Below are 18148 nucleotides of genomic sequence, written 5' to 3' on the forward strand. Positions count from 1 at the left end.
GACGTTACGGTACGGCATTCCATACGGAACCGCATGCTGCAGCGCATCGCCGCCGCCCGCGGTCCCGGCTTGGGCAGTTCAGCGCTTGCCCGCCCGCGCAAACGCATCGGCGAACGCGTTGCTGGCCGGGGCGGCAGCGGGTTTGGGCGCGCCGCCGCCGGGGCGTGGGCCGCGGCTGTCGCGTGGGCTGCCGCCGGCATCGCGGCCGGCCCCCGGACGGGCGCTGCGCGCCTGCCCCGGTTCGTCGTCCAGGCGCATGCTGAGGCCGATGCGCTGGCGCGGGATGTCCACCTCCATCACCTTGACCTTGACGATATCGCCGGCCTTCACCGCGTCGCGCGGATCTTTCACGAAGCTGTGCGACAACGCCGAGAGGTGCACCAGGCCATCCTGGTGCACGCCGATGTCGACGAACGCGCCGAACGCGGCGACGTTGGTGACGCGGCCTTCCAGGATCATGCCGGGCCGGAGGTCCTTTACGTCCTCGACGCCTTCGGCGAAGCTCGGCGCCACGAATTCCGGGCGCGGGTCGCGGCCGGGCTTCTCCAGTTCCTTCAGGATGTCGCGCACGGTCGGCACGCCGAATTTCTCGTCGGTGAACTGCTCTGCCTTCAGGCCGCGCAGGAAGCCGCTGTCGCCGATGATGTGGCGCACTTCGCGGCCGCATTGCGCGATGATCCGCTCGACCACCGGGTAGGCCTCCGGGTGTACCGCGCTGGCGTCCAGCGGATTGTCGCCGCTGAGCACGCGCAGGAAGCCGGCGCACTGTTCGAATGCCTTGTCGCCGAGCCGCGGCACCTTCAGCAGCGCCTTGCGGTTCGGGAACGGGCCGTTCGCATCGCGGTGCTTCACCACGTTCTCGGCCACCGAAGCGGACAGGCCGGCCACGCGCGCGAGCAGCGCGGCCGAGGCGGTGTTCACGTCCACGCCGACCGCGTTGACGCAGTCCTCCACCTTCGCATCCAGCGCGCGCGCCAGCTTGATCTGGTTGACGTCGTGCTGGTACTGGCCCACGCCGATCGCCTTGGGCTCGATCTTCACCAGCTCGGCCAGCGGGTCCTGCAGCCGGCGGGCGATCGAGACGGCGCCGCGCAGGCTCACGTCGAGATCGGGAAACTCCTTCGCCGCGAGCTCGGACGCCGAATACACCGAGGCGCCGGCCTCGCTCACCACGATCTTCGAGAGCTTCGCCTCGGGCAGCTTCTTGATCAGCTCGGCGGCCAGCTTGTCGGTCTCGCGCGAGCCGGTGCCGTTGCCGATCGCGATCAGGTCCACGTTGTGTTGTTTGCACAGCTTGGCCAGCGCCACCAGCGATTCGCTCCACTGCCGGCGCGGTTCCAGCGGGTAGATCGTGTCGGTGGCCAGCAGCTTGCCGGTGGCGTCGACCACCGCGACCTTGCAGCCGGTGCGGATGCCCGGGTCCAGTCCCATCACCGTCTTGGCGCCGGCCGGCGCAGCCAGCATCAGGTCTTTCAGGTTGTCGCCGAACACGCGGATCGCCTCGTCCTCGGCGCCTTCGCGCACACGGCCGAACAGATCGAGCGTGAGATGCAGGTGCAGCTTCACCCGCCAGGTCAGGCGCACGGTCTCGCGCAGCCAGGCGTCGGCGGCACGGCCGCGTTGGTGGATGTTCGCATGCGCCGCGACGCGGCCCTCGCCCTCGGCGTGGCCCTGCTCGCTGTCCGCGGCGGGGGCGAGCTCGAGTTCGATCACGCCCTCGTTGCGCGCGCGCATCAGCGCCAGCAGGCGGTGCGAGGGGATCTTCGCGATCGGCTCGACGTGATCGAAGTAGTCGCGGAACTTGGCGCCCTCGTGCTCCTTGCCCTCGACCACCTTCGCGCGGATCTGCCCCTGTGCCCATAGCCAGTCGCGCAGCTCGCCGACCAGGTGCGCGTCCTCGGCGATCGACTCCATCAGGATCGCGCGGGCGCCGTCGAGTGCGGCGCGCACGTCGGCGACGCCTTTCTCCGCGTCGACGAACGACTCGGCGAACGTCTCCGGCGACCGCGTGGGATCCTCGCGCAGGCCCAGCGCCAGCGGTTCCAGCCCGGCCTCGCGGGCGATCTGCGCCTTGGTGCGGCGCTTCGGCTTGTACGGCAGGTACAGGTCCTCCAGCCGCGCCTTGGTGTCGGCGGCGAGCAGGTCGGCTTTCAACGCATCGCTGAGCTTGCCCTGTTCTTCCACACTGGCCAGGATCGCGGCGCGGCGCTCTTCCAGCTCGCGCAGGTAGCGCAGGCGCTCTTCCAGCAGGCGCAGCTGGGTGTCGTCGAGGCCGCCGGTGACTTCCTTGCGATAGCGCGCGATGAACGGCACGGTGGCGCCGCCGTCGAGCAGGTCGACGGCCGCCCGCACCTGTTCGGTCTTCGCGGCAATGTCGTGGGCGATGCGTTGTTCGATGCTGAGCATGGGTGGTGATCGGTTCCCGTCGGCGGCGTGATGCGCCGGATGAAGAAGAATGCGGCGGCCGATGATACCAAGCGGCTCTGGCGGTACCGCCGCGCAAACAAGAACGGCGCCGCGGATCGGCCGCGGCGCCGTCGTGGGGTCAGTGGCTCAGGCGCTGAACGAGTTGCGGCTGTCGGCCGTCGACGGGCTCGCTTTGAACTCGCTGGCACGGCCGTTCAGTACCAGGGTGCCGCAGATCATGTCGTGCAGGCCCTGCTTGCGCTGGGTCCAAGCGACCATCAGGAAGCCGACGCCCAGGATGATGGCGCTGAGGATCTTGGCGAAGTAGCGGCCCAGCGCGCGCGGGAAGCTGATCCGCCGGCCTTCCAGGTCGGTGACCCGGATGCCCAGCGCCAGCTTGCCCAGCGTGCCCTGCCAGGCCGAGCTTTCACACACGGTGAAGTACAGCACGCCGAGCACCACGATCAGCAGCATGGCCGGCCACATCGTGGAGTAGTAGTGCATGTTGGCGGCCATCATGGCGTCGGGGTTGCCGACCGCGTCGAGACTGGCCTGCTTCAGCGCCGCCTTCGCCGCGTCGCCGCCGAATGCCTTCTCGATCAGCACCTGCGGGATGTACAGCACGATCGCGTCGAGAATATAGGCGGCCACGCGCTTCCAGAAACCGGCGTGGTCTTCCAGCGCGGCGGCGGTGGTCTGCGGCAGCAGCGGGGCGGCCGGTGCGGCGTAGGGGTTGGCGGTTGCCGGCGGCGGTGCGACTGCCACGTCGGGGAACAGCACCGACAACGGCTGCCAGTCGGCCAGGCCTTCGTGCCAGGCCAGGTCGGCTGGGCTCACCTGGCCGCTGCGCAGCCATTGGCGCACGTCGTCTTCCTTGTACGGGCCATGCCGTTCACCGTCGCGGCCGATCCAGATTTCCATCGCGCACCCCCATGCTGGTCAAAGTGCGCATGATGCCATGAGCGGATTGCCGCGCGGGGGTCAGGCGGCGTCGCGGCGCTTCAGGTGCACCAGCAGCAGCGAGATCGCCGCCGGGGTGACGCCGCTGACGCGCGCGGCCTGGCCCACTGTGGCCGGCCGCGCGCGCTTCAGTTTCGCCAGCACCTCGGCCGACAGCCCGCGCACCTTGTCGTAGTCGAAGCCGGTGGGAATCGCCAGCTGCTCGTGGCGGCGCTGGCGCTCGATCTCCTCGCGCTGGCGCTGGAGGTAACCGGCGTACTTCACCTGCACCTCGACCTGTGCGGCAACGTCGTCGCGCTGCACCGGCGGCCCCAGTTCGGGAACGGCGGCCAGTGCGGCGTAATCGAGTTCGGGTCGGCGCAACAGGTCGATGGCGCTGGTCTCGCGGCTGACCGCGATGCCGAGCTGGCGCTCGACCGCCGCGCCACGGGCGTTCGCCGGGGTCACCCACAACGTGCCGAGCCGCTGCAGCTCGCGCTCGACCGCCTCGCGCTTGGCGCACCATGCGTCGAGGCGTGCCTGCGACACCACGCCGAGTGCGAAACCCTGCTCGGTGAGGCGCAGGTCGGCATTGTCCTCGCGCAGGTGCAGCCGGTATTCGGCACGCGAGGTGAACATGCGGTACGGCTCGATCGTGCCGTTGCTGGTGAGGTCGTCGATCAGCACGCCGAGGTAGGCCTCGTCGCGGCGCGGATACCACGGCCCCTTGCCCTGCACCGCGAGCGCGGCGTTGAGGCCGGCGACCAGGCCCTGCGCGGCGGCCTCCTCGTAGCCGGTGGTGCCATTGATCTGGCCGGCGAAGTACAGGCCGGGAATCGCCTTGGTCTCCAGCCACGGGTGGAGGCCACGCGGGTCGAAATAGTCGTACTCGATCGCGTAGCCGGGGCGTGTGATGTGCGCCCGCTCGAAGCCCTTGATCGACTGCACCAGGGCCAGCTGCACGTCGTACGGCAGCGAGGTGGAGATGCCGTTCGGGTAGATCTCGAAGGTGTCCAGGCCTTCCGGCTCGATGAAGATCTGGTGCGACGACTTCTCCGCGAAGCGCACCACCTTGTCCTCGATCGACGGGCAGTAGCGCGGGCCGACGCCTTCGATCTGGCCGGTGTACAGCGGCGAGCGATCCAGTGCGCCGCGGATGATCTGGTGGGTGCGCTCGCTGGTGTGGGTGATCCAGCAGCTGACCTGGCGCGGGTGTTCGTCGCGCGTGCCGAGGTAGGAGAACACCGGCACCGGATCGTCGCCGGGCTGCTCATCCAGGCCGCCAAAGTCGATGCTGCGGCGGTCGATGCGCGGCGGCGTGCCGGTCTTCAGGCGGTCGGCCGCCAGCGGCAGCTCGCGCAGCTTCTGCGCCAGCGCGCTGGCCGGCGGATCGCCGGCGCGACCGCCGGCGTACTGCGCCTGGCCGATGTGGATCTTGCCGGCGAGGAAGGTGCCGGCGGTGAGCACCACCGAGCGGGCGCCGAACGACAAGCCCATCTGGGTGACCACGCCGGTGACGCGGCCGTTTTCGATGAGCAGGTCGTCGACCGCCTGCTGGAACAGTTCGAGGTTCGGCTGCGTCTCCACCATGCGTCGGATCGCCGCCTTGTACAGCGTGCGGTCGGCCTGGCAGCGGGTGGCGCGCACGGCCGGGCCCTTCGACGCGTTCAGCGTGCGCCACTGGATGCCGGCGAGGTCGGCGGCATGCGCCATCGCGCCGCCAAGCGCGTCGATCTCCTTCACCAGATGGCCCTTGCCGATGCCGCCGATGGCGGGGTTGCAGCTCATCTGGCCGATCGTCTCGATGCTGTGGCTGAGCAGCAGCGTGCGTGCACCGGCGCGCGCGGCGGCCAGCGCGGCTTCGGTGCCGGCGTGGCCGCCGCCGATCACGATGACGTCGTAGTGGGTCGGGTGGCGCATCGAACTGACCTGAGCGTGCAAAAAGTGACGAAACGGGGCGCCATGGTAGCGCCACCCATGCCTGGCGAGCCGCCCGGGACGGCTGGCACGTTTTCTGCTTCAACAAAGCCAGCACTTTCAGGGGCAGACGCTGCGCGACCACGCGCGCCGAGATCGGACGGACAGGGGTTCGATCGCGTACCAGGAAAGGAAGCAAGACGGCACCCCTCGGGGTGCCGTCGCCTTTTGCGGAGTCAAAAAGCGTGCAAGGCCCAAAAGACGAGGCCCCGCGGCTTGGCGGCCGCGGGGCCTCGTGCTGTTAGATCTGGCGCCCGGCGGTCTCAGGAACAGGGGGAATCCAGGATGACCGTATTGCCGAGCGCCAGAAACCGGAAACCTGCTGGCGCAGACCACAGTGGTTGCTGTGGAGCGTGGAGCGATATTCGCCGCAAATGCGTGAACACGGGGTGACTGAAAAGGAGTTTTGTGCCGGATCGCGGCAGCAGATGACGTATTGCGTCAGTCGTGTGATTGCATGCGTGAATCGGTCGTGATCCAGATCACATGTGGCATGGCGGTTGCATCTCCCGGCTTACCTATCACGAGGGATACGCCATGGACATGAGCTTCGATTTCCAACCGGTTTATCCGCACCATGACCTGCTGGTCGAACTCGGCCAGGTCGAGATGGCCATCGACGGCCTGAGCGAGCGCGACGACAGCGAGCGCGTGGCACTGCAGCCGAGCCTGGAGTCGCGCCTGCAGAGCCTGCTCGACGCGCTCGATCATCTAGACGTCTGAACGAAGCCTCCGGCCCGTGTGCGGGGCAGCGCCACGTGCACGTCAGGGCGATCCGGCGGGATCGCGCGATGCCCCGCCGCCGGTCAGCGGTTCAGCACGCTGCCGATGATCTCGGCCAGGTTGCGGGAAAGCCCGTGATGCCCGGCCAGTTCCACGATGGCCGCATGCGCGGCCTCGCGCCGTAGCGGCTCCAGCCGCTGCCAGCCGTTGAACGCCGTGGCCAGCCGCGCCGCGACCTGCGGGTTCAACGCATCCAGCGCCACCAGCCGTTCGGCCAGCAGTCGGTAGCCGGCGCCGTCGACGCGGTGGAAGCCGCTCGGGTTGTTGCGCACGAACGCCCCCAGCAACGACTGCACCCGGTTCGGGTTCTTCAGGGTGAACGCGGCATCGCGCTCCAGCCGCCGCACGCGGTCCAGCGCGCGCTCGCCCGGCAACTGCGCCTGCACCGCGAACCACTTGTCCAGCGCCAGCGCGTTGCCGGCGTGGCGTTCGCGGTAATCGCGCAGCGCCGCGGCGGCCTGCGGGGCATCGCTGCGCACCAGCACGGACAGCGCGGCGAGGCGGTCGGTCATGCCGGGCGCCTCGCGGTATTGCGCCGTGGCCAGTTCGCCAGCGCCGGCAGGGTCGAGCAGCGCCAGCAGTTCCAGCACGCGGCGCTTCAGCCGGCGCTGGGCCTGGCTCGCTGCGTCGAGTTCGATCGTGGTGTGTGCGGCCAGCGCGGCATAGCGCTGGCGCAAGGCCGGGGCGCCCAGGCGCGCGGCCAGTCGCTGCTGCAGGGCCTGGCGCAAGTGATGGATGCGCTGCGGGTCGATCGCGCTCTCACGCTCGGCCAGTTCGACCTCGCCCGGCGGGGTCAGCAGGTCGGCAAGCAGGGCGTCATCGATGGCGGCGGCATCGAACAACCGGGCCAGTGCATCGCACCAGGCATGCAGGGCGGCGCCGGCGGTGTCGTCGCGCAGGTCCTCGTAGGCACGCGCAGCCAGTTGCTGGCCCGCTTCCCAGCGGTTGAAGCCGTCGACGTCATGGGCCAGCAGCAGGGCCAGTTCCCCGGGCGTGTAGTCGCACTCCAGGATCACCGGCGCGGAGAACCCGCGCAGCAGCGACGGTACCGGTGCGGTGGTGACATCGGCGAAGACGAAGCTTTGTTCGGCCCGCTCCAGCACCACCACCCGCTCGGTGTCGGGTTTGGCCGTCTGGCCGTCCAGATGCAGCGGCAGCATGTCGCCCTGCGGCGTGAACAGCGCCAGTTTCACCGGGATCGGCAGCGGTACGCGGGGTTCCGCGCCGTGGCCGGCCGGGGTGTACTGGGCCAGGGTCAGGGTGTACGTGTGGCGGACCGCATCGTAATGGCCGTGCGCCTTCAGCCGGGGCGTGCCGGCCTGGGCATACCAGGCCAGGTAGGGCGTGAGGTCGGTGCCGTTCGCCCCGCCCAGCGCGGCGAGGAAATCCTCCAGCGTGGCGGCGCGGCCGTCGTTGCGCTCGAAGTAGCGATCCATGCCGCGGCGGAAACCGTCCCGCCCCAGCGCACCGGCCAGCATGCGCACCAGCTCGGCGCCCTTCTCGTACACCGTGGCGGTGTAGAAATTGTTGATCTCGCTGTATTGCGCCGGGCGCACCGGATGCGCCAGCGGGCCGGCGTCTTCGGGAAACTGCGCGCGGCGCAGCAGGGCGACGTCCTCGATGCGCTTCAGCGGCGCCGAGTTCATGTCGGCCGAGAAGCTCTGTTCGCGGAACACGGTCAGCCCTTCCTTCAGCGACAGCTGGAACCAGTCGCGGCAGGTGACGCGGTTGCCGCTCCAGTTGTGGAAATACTCGTGCGCCACCACCGCCTCGACGTGGCGATACTCCTCGTCGGTGGTCGAGTCCGGCGCGGCCAGCAGGCATTTCGCGTTGAAGATGTTGAGGCCCTTGTTCTCCATCGCGCCCATGTTGAAGTCGTGCGTGGCGACGACGTGGAACACGTCGAGATCGTAGTTGCGGCCGTAGGCCTGCTCGTCCCAGCGCATCGCGCGTTCCAGCGCGTCCATCGCGTAGTGGCAGCGGTCGATGGCGTCGGCTTCGGCCCAGATTTTCAGTTGCACGGCGTGGTCATCGGCGGTGACGTAGTCGCGCTCCATCACCTGCAGATGGCCGGCGACCACGGCGAACAGATAGCTCGGCTTCGGATGCGGGTCGACGAAGCGCGCCCAGTGCCGGCCGCCGTCCAGCGCGCCGGCACCGTCCGGGTTGCCGCCGGCCAGCAGCACCGGAAAGCGCGTGCGGTCGGCACGCAGGGTGACCGTATAGCGCGACAGCACGTCGGGCCGATCAGGGAAGAAGGTGATGTGGCGGAAGCCCTCGGCCTCGCACTGGGTCAGCAGGAAGCCGGTCTCGCGCGGGCCGGACAGGTACAGGCCTTCCAGTGCGGTGTTCGCCGCCGGGCGCAGCCGCACGCGGGTTTCCAGCACGCTGCCGTCGCGCGCGCCATCCACCTCCAGCGCGTTGCCGTCGTAGCGGTAGGCGGTGGCGGGCAGCGGCGTGCCGTCCAGCGCGATCGACAGCAACTGCAGGTTCTCGCCGTCCAGCCACAGCGGGGCGTCCTGCGCGGGGTCGCGACGCAAGTGCAGGCGCGCGAGTACCTCGCTGGCGTCGATGCCGAGGTCGAAGTCCAGTTCCACCGTGTCCACGCGCCATGCCGGGGCGCGGTAGTCGCGAAGACAAATCGACGCCGAGGCGGCTTGCGTGGAGAGTGCATGCATGGGAACAACGGATGGGGCGTTGGGGAGCGAACAGGATACCATGCACCTCTCGAACCACAGGGAACCCCGCATGGCTGTGATGCGCTACACCGCCCGGCCCGGTCGACTCGGCGATCAGGACATCGTGGTGCTGACCGATGTCGACGGCGGTCGCTGCATCCGCGTCGCACGGCGCGGCGCGGCGCTGCTCAGCTTCGAGGCCGATGTCGATGGCGTCAGCCGCGACCTCGCCGGCGGCTATGCCGACGCCGCCGAAATCGCCGCCCGACCGGGCTCGCGCTTCGCGGTCATGGTGCCGTTCGCCGGGCGCATCGCCGATGCGCGCTACACCTTCGACGGCCAGGTGCAGGATCTCGCCCCGGGCGTCACCGGCGTCGATCGCGGCAGTCGGCATGGTTTCGTGCGTGACGCGGATTTCGAGCTGGCCGGCCTGGAGGCGGATGACGATTCCGCCCGCGTCACGCTGCGCACCGATGCGATCCGCCCGCGGCCGGGCTATCCGCATGCGATCGACCTGTCGGTGACATTCGTCCTCGACTACGCCGGCCTCAGCCTGGAGGCGTGCATGCGCAACGTCGGCGATCGCGCCGCGCCATGCTTTTTCGGCTGGCATCCGTATTTCCGCGTGGCCGACGGCGAGGTCGACGGCTGGGAACTGCAGATTCCCGCGCAGACCCTGATCCGCACCGGCGCCGACCTGATCGCGCTGGCCGGCGCGGAAGCCTACGTGGCACTGGACGATGCGCCGGCGCTGGATTTCCGCGAGCCGCGGCGGATCGGCGACAGCATCATCGACCAGGGCTACACCGACCTGGAGGCGGACCCCGACGGCCGCATCCGCACACGCCTGCGCGACCCGGCCAGCGGTTTCGGCATCGCGGTGTGGCAGGAACACGGCGTGATGCACGCGTTCACCGGCGACACGGTGAGCCGCGATCCGCGCCGCGCCGTCGCGCTGGAACCGATGGAATGCATGGCCGACGCGTTCAACCGGCCCGAGTGCGCCGCGGCGGTCCGGCTCGAACCCGGTGCCGAGCGACGCTTTCGTTGCGGCTTGGAGATCGATTCGTGATGAACCTGTTGCCCGGCTTCGATGACATCCTCGCCGCCGCCGCGCGCATCGCGCCGTACGCCAGCGTCACGCCGGTGCTGCGCAGTGCGGCGCTGGACACGCTGGCCGGTGCCGAACTGCATTTCAAGTGCGAGAACCTGCAGCGCGGCGGCGCGTTCAAGTTCCGGGGCGCCTGCAACGCGGTGTGGTCGCTCGACGACGGGCAGGCCGCGCATGGCGTGGTCACCCATTCCTCCGGCAACCATGGCAACGCGCTGGCGCTGGCCGCCGCCACTCGCGGCATCGCCGCGCACGTGGTGGTGCCGGAAGGCGCGGTGCGCGCCAAGCTCGCGGCGATCGAGCGCGCCGGCGCGATCCTGCATCGCTGCGCGCCGACCCAGGCCGCGCGCGAGGCGACCTGTGCCGAGGTGCAGCGCGCCACCGGCGCGGAGCTGGTGCATCCGTATGCCGACACCCGGGTGATGGCCGGGCAGGGCACGCTCGCGCTGGAACTGCTGCAGCAGGCGCCCGGACTGGATGCGCTGATCACCCCGGTCGGCGGCGGCGGCCTGGCCAGCGGCGTGGCGATCGCCGCGCACGGCATCGACCCGGCGCTGGACCTGTTCGGTGCCGAGCCGCTCGGTGCCGACGATGCGGCGCAGTCGCTGGCGCGCGGCACGCGGGTCACCACGGTGGTGCCCGACACGGTCTGCGACGGGCTGCGCGCGCTGGTCGGTGAACGCAACCTCGACGCGTTGCGCACGCACCGCGTCGAAGTGATCACGGTCAGCGATGCCGAGACCGTCGCTGCGATGCGGCTGCTGTGGTCGGAGCTGAAGCAGGTGGTGGAAGTGTCCAGCGCCACCGTGTTCGCGGCGATCCTCAAGCAGCCGCAGCGTTTCGCCGGCCGACGCGTCGGCGTGGTGTTGACTGGCGGCAACGTGGATCTCGACGCGCTGCCCTGGTGAATTCGCGGACGGATCAGCCCGGCACGGATTCCACCGCCGCGCTGCCGCTGGTTGGCACGTCCTCGTCGGCAATGACGGCGGACGCATGGCGCGCCAGGGCGTGCAGGTCCAGCTGGTCGACCGGGATCGGCGTGTAATCCGCGCCGAAGGCCACTTCGCCCGGTCGCCAGCCGGCAGGCTGGCGCACGGCGACCCAGAACCGTTTCAGCGCGGCCCAGTGCAGCCCGACCAGGCCGTAGTCGTTGTCGGCATCGACGATCGGGTCGCCCACGCCGGTCGGCCGCGGCGGCTCGCCGTACAGCGCCGTGCCGAACAGCACGTCCCACACCGAGAGCACCTGGCCGTAGTTGCAGTTGTGCAGCGTCGGCCGCTCGGGATCGACCAGCATGTGGTGCAGGCGGTGGAATTTCGGTGCGACGAACACGCGGTCGAACACGCGGCCGAAGCCCAGCCGCACGTTGGTGTGCGAGAAGTTCTGCACCAGTTCGCCGAGCAGCATCAGCCAGGCGAACTCGTCCGGGTCCACGCCGATCGCCAGGCCTACCGTGGCCAGGATCATCGACTGGATGAAGCCGTCCACCAGACTGCCGCGGTCGTTGGTCCAGCAGCTCATCTGGCGTGTGCTGTGGTGCATGCTGTGCAGCGCCCACCACCACGGGATCGCGTGCTGGGTGCGGTGCATCCAGTAGTACGTGAAGTCGTAGATCACGTAGTAGACGGCGAACAGCACGTAGGGATGCCGGTTGAACCACGGCACCCAGTGGGTCAGCGCCAGCGCCGAACCGGTGCCGGGGTCGACTGCCTCGCCGCCGCCGCCGAGCAGGTGGCTGAACGGCATCAGCACCAGGTAGGTGAACAGCGGGAAGATGCCCAGCAGCATCAGCAGCGTGTAGTTGCGATCGACCCGGGTCAGCCGGCGGTCGCTCCAGCGCTCGGCCGGAAACCAGCTTTCCAGCGGGCGGAAGATGAGGCCGATGATGCCGAGCTGCAGCGCGGCGATCAGCAGCGAGGCAGCGATGTCGTCGGGGTTGCCGCTCAAGCCGTCCAGGTGCAGCGCATCCAGCAGCGGCACCACGGCATGGCCGCTCAGCCAGCTGACCAGATGGGCCCACCACGACGGGAGATCGAACATCGGCGCCTCGGTCCATTCACCAGATGGGGATTCTATCGCCGCTGCCGGCGGCGCAGGCTGAATCGGCTCAGCTGCGCTGGCGCGCGCCCACGCCGCTGACCGCGAGCAGGCCCAGCAGCACGAACACGATGCCGACCAGCTCCATCGACGAGGGCTGCTCGTGCAGGATCAGCCAGGCCAGCAGCACGCTGACGATCGGCACGCCGAGGCTGGACACGCTGGCCAGCGTGGTCGGCAGTCGCTGCAGCACGATCGACCACAGCCACCAGGCCAGGCTGGAGGCCAGCAGCACGCTGTAGGTCAGTCCGCCGACGAAGACCCAGTTCCATTCGATCGGGCGCTCCGGCACCGCCAGCGCGATCAGGCCGAGCACCACGCCGCCCAGCAGCATCTGCCACGCGGTGAGGTTGAGCACCGCCGGTGCATGCCGCAGGAACATGCGCTTGCTGAGCACGGTACCGGCCGCCCAGGCGGCACCGCCGGCGATCGCCAGCGTGGTGCTCAGCGCGCTGCCCATGGTGCGCCACGGTTCGATGATGCACAGCAGCCCGAGCGCGGCCAGCGCCAGCCCCAGCCAGTGCCGCGCGGTGGGGCGGTCGCCCAGCAGCAGCCACGCCAGCAGCACCGCCCAGAACGGCATGGTGTAGGCGAGCAGCGCGACGTGGCCGGCGCCGCCATCGAGCAGCGCCCACTGCTCCAGCCCCTGGAACGCGGTGGTTTGGCACAGGCCGATCAGCAGCGTGGGCAGCAACGGCGGCGGGCGCAGCGATTGCCGCGACAGCAGCAGCGCGGCGAACAGCACGCCGGCGCCGAGCAGGTAGCGCAGCGCGGCGAAATGGAACGGCCCGGCGTACGCCAGCACCTGTTTCATCACGACCCAGCTGTAGGCCCAGATCAGGATGGTGACGAGCAGCGCGGACAACGCGCCGCGTGAGGGCGAAGGCGACATGGGAAGCCGGGGCAAGGTGGGGCGACAAGTCTAGCGGCGTGGGTTACGTTGTGCGGCACCCCGCGACCACCCACTCATCGACGATGGGCCAGCCATGACCGAGACCACCGAGCTCCAGCGTTGCCACTGGGCCGCCGGCAACGACCCGCTGATGCGCGACTACCACGACACCGAATGGGGCACGCCGCTGCACGACGACCGCGCCCTATTCGAGTTCCTCTGCCTGGAGGGCGCCCAGGCTGGCCTGTCGTGGCGCACCGTGCTGGCCAAGCGCGAGAACTACCGCAAGGCCTTCCATGATTTCGAGATAGCTCGCGTCGCCGCGATGAGCGATCGCGAACTGGAAAAGCGGCTGCTCGATCCGGGCATCATCCGCAACCGGCTGAAGGTCTCGTCCACCCGCGCCAACGCACTCGCCGCCATGGAGGCAATCGATGAATTCGGCAGTCTGGACGTCTATCTGTGGTCGTTCGTCGACGGCACGCCGCTGCGCAACCGCTGGCGCCGCCCGGCCGAGGTGCCGGCCAGCACCGCGTTGTCCGACCGCATGAGCAAGGCGCTGAAGAAGCGCGGCTTCCGCTTCGTCGGCAGCACCATCTGCTACTCGCTGCTGCAGGCCACCGGCATGATCGACGATCACCTGGTCGGCTGTTTCCGGCACGGCGGGTCGCGCTAGGCAGGCATCGAAAGAAGTTTCGTCCGGCGCCGGACACGGCGGCGTGATGCCGGAAATGCCTAGCCGTTCACACAATCGCGACAAAGATGGACGGCGGTTGTCCAGTGCGTGAAACGCATGCTGAACAAACGCGGCGACGTCGCTTGTGTGCTGCGCGCGTGCGGCGCAAAGATGCGCGCAGAGACGTCGGTGGCATGCGAATCGAACCGTGGCCATGAGGCGGGATTCGGATACAGGGGCGTAAGGGAACACACCACGTCGTCTCGTCGGCATTTCGCCATCGTTGCATCCTCAGGAGCCATCCCATGAAATACCGCCCTCTGCAATCCACGCTGATCTGTGCCGCGGTGCTTGGCGCGTTGTCGCTCGCACCGGCGATGGCGCAGACCACCACGCCCACCGATACGTCCACCTCCACCAGCACCACCAGCCACGAGTCGACCCGGCTGAGCACCGAGTTCGCCGGGTTCGCCGGTTCGGATGCCAACGCGCAGGCGCTGGTCAGCGGGCTGCGCGACGGCAGTGCGGTCACGCTCGACGACGTGACCAAGAACGCCGACGGCACCACGACCACGGCGAGCACCACGTTCACGCCGGCCACCGGCAAGATGGGCTACGGCAACGTGAAGATCGCACTGTCGCTGGCCGAGGCCAGTCTGGCCAAGGCGGGCATCACCGATCCGACCGCTGCCGAGATGCAGGCCGCGCTCAACGGCGGCACCCTGGTGCTTGCCGACGGTACCAGCATCAAGCTCGACGGCATCCTCGCCGCGCGCGCCGCCGGTGAAGGCTGGGGCCAGATCGCCAAGGCGGACGGTTTCAAGCTGGGCGACGTGATGCGTTCGCCGAAGGCGGCCGGCGCCGCCGCCGCGGACGGGCACGCGCATGCTCACGTGGAAAAAGTCGAACTGGCCAAGGTGCACGGCGTCGATCGTCCGGGCAAGCCCGAGCATGTGGCAAAAGCCGATCGCCCGGCTCGCCTGGATCGCCCCGATCGTCCGAGCCGGCCGGAGCGCCCCGAACATCCCGATCATGCCGGTCGCCCGGGCGGCTGAGCCCGCCTTTCCCCGCACGCAGTCATCCATGCAGGCCCGGTGCGATGCCGGGCCTGCTGCCATCCTCTTTCAACCAAGGAAACCCCATTCATGCGCAACCCCCATCACTGGATGATCGTCGGCGGACTACTGCTGATCGGTGCGCCGGCGGCACATGCCGCCACGTCCGACAGCGGCCGGTTCAGCCTTTCGGCAGGCGCCGACTACAGCAGCGGCAAGTACGGCACCGACACCACCACCGACATCTGGTCGGTGCCGGTGACGGCGGCGTACCAGACCGACCGCTGGACGTTCAAGCTCGTCGTGCCGTACATCAACATCAGCGGTGCCGGCAACGTGATCCCCGGCGTGGGCAAGGTGAAGAACGGTAATCCGAAGGGGCGCGGCCGCGGCAACGGCGGCGGCACGACCACCACCTCCAGCGGTTCGGCCTCGGGCCTGGGCGATATCACCGCGTCGGCTGGCTATGAGCTGTTCGGCAGCGCCGATCGCACGTTCGGGCTGGACCTCACCGGCAAGGTGAAATTCGGCACCGCCGACGAGAACAAGGGCCTGGGCACCGGCAAGAACGATTACGGCCTCTCGCTGGATACCTACAAGGTCAGCGGCGACTGGACCGCGTTCGGCGGCGTGGGCTGGATGAAATACGGCAGCTCGCAGTACATCAAGCTGAAGAACGGCTTCAATGCGAACATCGGTGCCGACTACAAGCTCAACTCCAGCAACAACATCGGCGCGTACTACTACTACCGTGAGCGGATCGCCGATACCGGCGCCTCGCAGAGCGAGATCGCCGCTTACTGGAACCACAAGTTCAACGACAGCCTGCGCGTGCAGGCCTACGCGCTCGCCGGCTTCGCCGACGGCAGTCCGGATTACGGCGTGGGCGCGTCGCTGAAGTACAGCTTCTGACCGAACCGGCGCCGTGTGCGAGCACACGGCGCCGCCATGTCGGCGTGCGTCATTTGCGTCGCGAGCCGCGCAGCGTGTCGATCGAGAAGGTGGCGATCTCGCCGCCGGGGACGCGGCGCGGCTGGCCCACGGGCGGGCCCCAGGCATGCGCGCTGACCACTTCCCAACTGGCCGGGATGCGCCCGTCCGTGCGCATCGCCTCGTACGCGGCCAGCATGCGCCGATAGCGCCCCTTGCCGGTGAGGCCGCGTGCGCGTGCGCGGTCGGCATTGGTGGCACCCAGGCCCCGCAGTTCCTCCAGCAGCTTGCGCGGCTCGCTGTAGGTCAGCGTGTAGCGGAACACGTCCAGCACCGGGTCGCGCAGGCCGGCGTTGAGCATCGCGTCGCCGACGTCATGCATATCGAGGAAGCGGCCCACGTGCGGCTGCTGGTCGGCCTCGGCCCAGGCCGCGCGCAGTTCCATCAGGGTGTCCGGGCCGAAGCTGGAGAACGCCATGAAGCCGCCGGGCTTGAGCACGCGCATGCACTCGCCGAACAGTGCCGGCAGGTCGTCGACCCACTGGAAGCAGAGGTTGGAATACAGCACGTCCACGCTGTGGTCGGCCAGCGGCAGGCGGGTGGCTTCGGCGCACACGCGGCGGAACGGCTTGCGCCAGCTGCTGTGCTGCTTCGCGGCGCGCAGCATCGGCAGCGCCAGGTCTACCGCGATCACCTCGGCCTTGGGGTATTTCTGCTTCAGCAGCGCGCTGCCGCGGCCGGTGCCGGCGCCGACGTCGACCACGCGCAGCGGCGTTTCCAGGTAGAAGCCCAGCCGTTCGAGCAGGGCATCGCCGACTTCGCGCTGTAGCGCGTCGTGCTTTTCGTAGGTGCTGGCGGCGCGGCCGAAGTGGCGGCACACCTGGGTGGGATCGAGTTGGAAGTCGCTCATCGCGCCTGCTCAAGGGAAAGGGGGGCCAGCAGCGGCTGCAGCGCTTGCGCCACCGCATCGGCGTGGCCGAAGAACGGCGCGTGGCCGGCCTGCGGAATCTCGGTGTACTGGCCGCCGCACTGGCTGGCCGACCAGGCCATCGCCTGCGGCGGCACCAGCCGGTCGCGGCGGCCGCTTATCCAGGCACTGCGTACGGCGAGGTCGGGCAGGGCAGCGCGGCGGTCGCTGCTTTCCAGGATGCGGATGCCTTCCTGCAGCACGCGCAGGTCGGGTTCGCCGTGCGTGAACACCAGCTCGCGCAGGTGGCGCAGTTCGCCGCGCGGGTCGGCGCTGCCCATCGCTTCCAGCGCCAGGAAGCGCTCGATGGTGGCGTGGTAATCGGTTTCCAGGTCGCTGGCCAGCTGGTGCACCAGCTGGGCATCGCTGCCGTGCGGCCAGCCGGCGTCGCGCACGAATTTCGGCGTGGCGCACAGCATGGCCAGCCCGCGCACCTGCCGCGGCAGCTCCAGCGCGGCGGTCAGCGCGATGGTGCCGCCTAGCGACCAGCCCAGCCAGAGCGCCGGTGGCGTGAGCTTGGCGATCGCCGCGGCGCAGGCATGCGGTTCCAGCGGCAGGCCGCAGTCGCGCGAGCGGCCGTGGCCGGGCAGGTCGACCACGTATATCGTGCATTGGTTTTCCAGCGCCTCGACCAGCGGCGTCAGCACGCCGCCGTGCATCGCCCAGCCATGCAGCAGCACCAGCGGGACGGGGCCGTGGCCGCGCCGGTCGACGTACAGGCTCATGCCCCGCTCCAATGAGGCAACGCGCTTCTTGCGTTCGCCTCCTCTCCCCCTCGGGGAGAGGATTGAGGTGAGGGGCCGGGGCTTGCCAACGCGTGGTTCAGAGCACGCTCTGATGCCGGTTTCTCGGCAGCGTTTTCTCTCACCCCAGCCCTCTCCCCGGAAGAGAGAGGGAGTTCGCCTGTCGGGAGCAGATTGGGCCCCACGGCGCCACGCCCGTCGAACACGAAGCAGTCGCCCTGCCAGTGCGCGCCGCCGGTCTGTTCGAGATACTTCAGGATGCCGCCGTCGAGCTGGTAGACGTGCGCCATGCCGAGCTCCTGCATGTGCAGCGCGGCCTTCTCGCAACGGATGCCGCCGGTGCAGTACGAGACCACCGTCTTGCCCTCGTAGCGCGCGCGGTCGGCAGCGATCGCGGTGGGGAAGGCGGTGAAGCTGGCGAGGCGGTAGTCGATCGCCTGCGCGAACTTGCCGGCGGCGGTCTCGTAGTCGTTGCGGGTATCCAGCAGCAGCACCTCGCGACCGTCGTCGTCGCGGCCCTGGTCCAGCCAGCGCTGCAGGGTGGGCGCGTCCACCGCCGGTGCGCGGCCGCCCTCGGGGCGGATCGCGGGTTGGCGCATGGTGATGATCTCGCGCTTCAGGCGCACGCGCAGGCGGCCGAACGGCACCGCATCGGACAACGACTCCCTCGGCGCGACATCGGCGAAGCGCGGGTCGTCGTGCAGCGTGGCCAGGAAGCCGTCGATCTGCGCGCGGCGGCCGGCGAGGAACAGGTTGATGCCCTCCGGCGCGAGCAGGATCGTGCCCTTCAATGCCAGCGCTTCGCAGCGCGCGAGCAGCCGCTCGCGCAGCGCGGGCAGGTCGTCCAGGCTGATGAACTTGTAGGCGGAGATGTTGACGATCGACATGCGGGGG

The 18148-nt window shown here is 69.4% G+C and carries 15 protein-coding genes; 6 read left to right on the forward strand and 9 right to left on the reverse strand.

Annotated elements, in window-relative coordinates:
* Window positions 1-78: 78 nt before the first annotated feature.
* The 3 genes from RHOOR92_RS0112700 to mnmG form a co-directional block, all read right to left on the reverse strand.
* On the reverse strand, window positions 79-2406 hold the full coding sequence (locus RHOOR92_RS0112700; RefSeq protein WP_027490401.1) for a Tex family protein: 2328 nt from the start codon (window positions 2404-2406) through the stop codon (window positions 79-81).
* A 147-nt stretch (window positions 2407-2553) separates the two neighbouring features.
* Window positions 2554-3327 carry an RDD family protein gene (locus RHOOR92_RS0112705; RefSeq protein ID WP_015449002.1) on the reverse strand — a complete coding sequence of 258 codons (774 nt, stop codon included), beginning with the start codon at window positions 3325-3327 and terminating at the stop codon, window positions 2554-2556.
* Window positions 3328-3387: 60 nt separating this feature from the next.
* A complete protein-coding gene (gene mnmG, locus RHOOR92_RS0112710) occupies window positions 3388-5265 on the reverse strand; it encodes a tRNA uridine-5-carboxymethylaminomethyl(34) synthesis enzyme MnmG (RefSeq protein WP_007513546.1) in 1878 nt (625 codons plus the stop codon).
* Window positions 5266-5859: 594 nt separating this feature from the next.
* Here mnmG and RHOOR92_RS0112715 point away from each other — a divergent pair.
* Window positions 5860-6045, forward strand: a complete 186-nt coding sequence (locus tag RHOOR92_RS0112715) for a hypothetical protein (RefSeq protein WP_007513548.1) — start codon at window positions 5860-5862, stop codon at window positions 6043-6045.
* An 83-nt stretch (window positions 6046-6128) separates the two neighbouring features.
* Here RHOOR92_RS0112715 and pepN read toward each other — a convergent pair whose 3' ends face one another.
* Window positions 6129-8783, reverse strand: coding sequence for an aminopeptidase N (pepN, locus tag RHOOR92_RS0112720; protein WP_027490402.1), 2655 nt, complete (start codon window positions 8781-8783; stop codon window positions 6129-6131).
* A gap of 70 nt (window positions 8784-8853) precedes the next feature.
* Between pepN and RHOOR92_RS0112725 the strand changes: the two genes are divergently transcribed.
* Together RHOOR92_RS0112725 and RHOOR92_RS0112730 are read left to right on the forward strand one after the other, a co-directional pair.
* Window positions 8854-9855: an aldose epimerase gene (locus RHOOR92_RS0112725; protein WP_027490403.1), complete on the forward strand. Its 1002-nt coding sequence runs from the start codon at window positions 8854-8856 to the stop codon at window positions 9853-9855.
* Entirely contained in the window at window positions 9855-10802 is a 948-nt protein-coding gene (locus RHOOR92_RS0112730; RefSeq protein WP_027490404.1) for a pyridoxal-phosphate dependent enzyme, read from the forward strand. Before RHOOR92_RS0112725 ends, RHOOR92_RS0112730 begins: the two co-directional genes overlap by 1 nt.
* Window positions 10803-10815: 13 nt before the next feature.
* Here the strand turns inward: RHOOR92_RS0112730 and RHOOR92_RS0112735 are convergent, their stop codons facing one another.
* A complete protein-coding gene (locus RHOOR92_RS0112735) occupies window positions 10816-11934 on the reverse strand; it encodes a sterol desaturase family protein (RefSeq protein ID WP_007513556.1) in 1119 nt (372 codons plus the stop codon).
* A 67-nt stretch (window positions 11935-12001) separates the two neighbouring features.
* Window positions 12002-12883: a DMT family transporter gene (locus tag RHOOR92_RS0112740; RefSeq protein ID WP_027490405.1), complete on the reverse strand. Its 882-nt coding sequence runs from the start codon at window positions 12881-12883 to the stop codon at window positions 12002-12004.
* A gap of 94 nt (window positions 12884-12977) precedes the next feature.
* Between RHOOR92_RS0112740 and RHOOR92_RS0112745 the strand changes: the two genes are divergently transcribed.
* From RHOOR92_RS0112745 to RHOOR92_RS0112755, 3 genes are all read left to right on the forward strand, one after another.
* Entirely contained in the window at window positions 12978-13559 is a 582-nt protein-coding gene (locus tag RHOOR92_RS0112745) for a DNA-3-methyladenine glycosylase I (RefSeq protein WP_027490406.1), read from the forward strand.
* 305 nt (window positions 13560-13864) lie between these two features.
* Window positions 13865-14614 carry a hypothetical protein gene (locus RHOOR92_RS0112750; RefSeq protein ID WP_027490407.1) on the forward strand — a complete coding sequence of 250 codons (750 nt, stop codon included), beginning with the start codon at window positions 13865-13867 and terminating at the stop codon, window positions 14612-14614.
* A 90-nt stretch (window positions 14615-14704) separates the two neighbouring features.
* A complete protein-coding gene (locus tag RHOOR92_RS0112755) occupies window positions 14705-15526 on the forward strand; it encodes a transporter (RefSeq protein WP_007513564.1) in 822 nt (273 codons plus the stop codon).
* Between the two features lie 49 nt (window positions 15527-15575).
* Here the strand turns inward: RHOOR92_RS0112755 and bioC are convergent, their stop codons facing one another.
* Genes bioC through RHOOR92_RS0112770 form a run of 3 tightly spaced genes read right to left on the reverse strand, consistent with a single transcriptional unit; the run spans window position 15576 to window position 18141 of the window.
* Window positions 15576-16454, reverse strand: a complete 879-nt coding sequence (gene bioC / locus RHOOR92_RS0112760; protein ID WP_027490408.1) for a malonyl-ACP O-methyltransferase BioC — start codon at window positions 16452-16454, stop codon at window positions 15576-15578.
* Entirely contained in the window at window positions 16451-17236 is a 786-nt protein-coding gene (bioH, locus tag RHOOR92_RS0112765) for a pimeloyl-ACP methyl ester esterase BioH (RefSeq protein ID WP_007513567.1), read from the reverse strand. Before bioH ends, bioC begins: the two co-directional genes overlap by 4 nt.
* Window positions 17233-18141, reverse strand: coding sequence for a sulfurtransferase (locus tag RHOOR92_RS0112770; RefSeq protein WP_007513569.1), 909 nt, complete (start codon window positions 18139-18141; stop codon window positions 17233-17235). Before RHOOR92_RS0112770 ends, bioH begins: the two co-directional genes overlap by 4 nt.
* Between the last annotated feature and the right edge of the window lie 7 nt (window positions 18142-18148).

This window comes from Rhodanobacter sp. OR92 (assembly GCF_000427545.1).
GTDB classification, from domain to species: domain Bacteria; phylum Pseudomonadota; class Gammaproteobacteria; order Xanthomonadales; family Rhodanobacteraceae; genus Rhodanobacter; species Rhodanobacter denitrificans.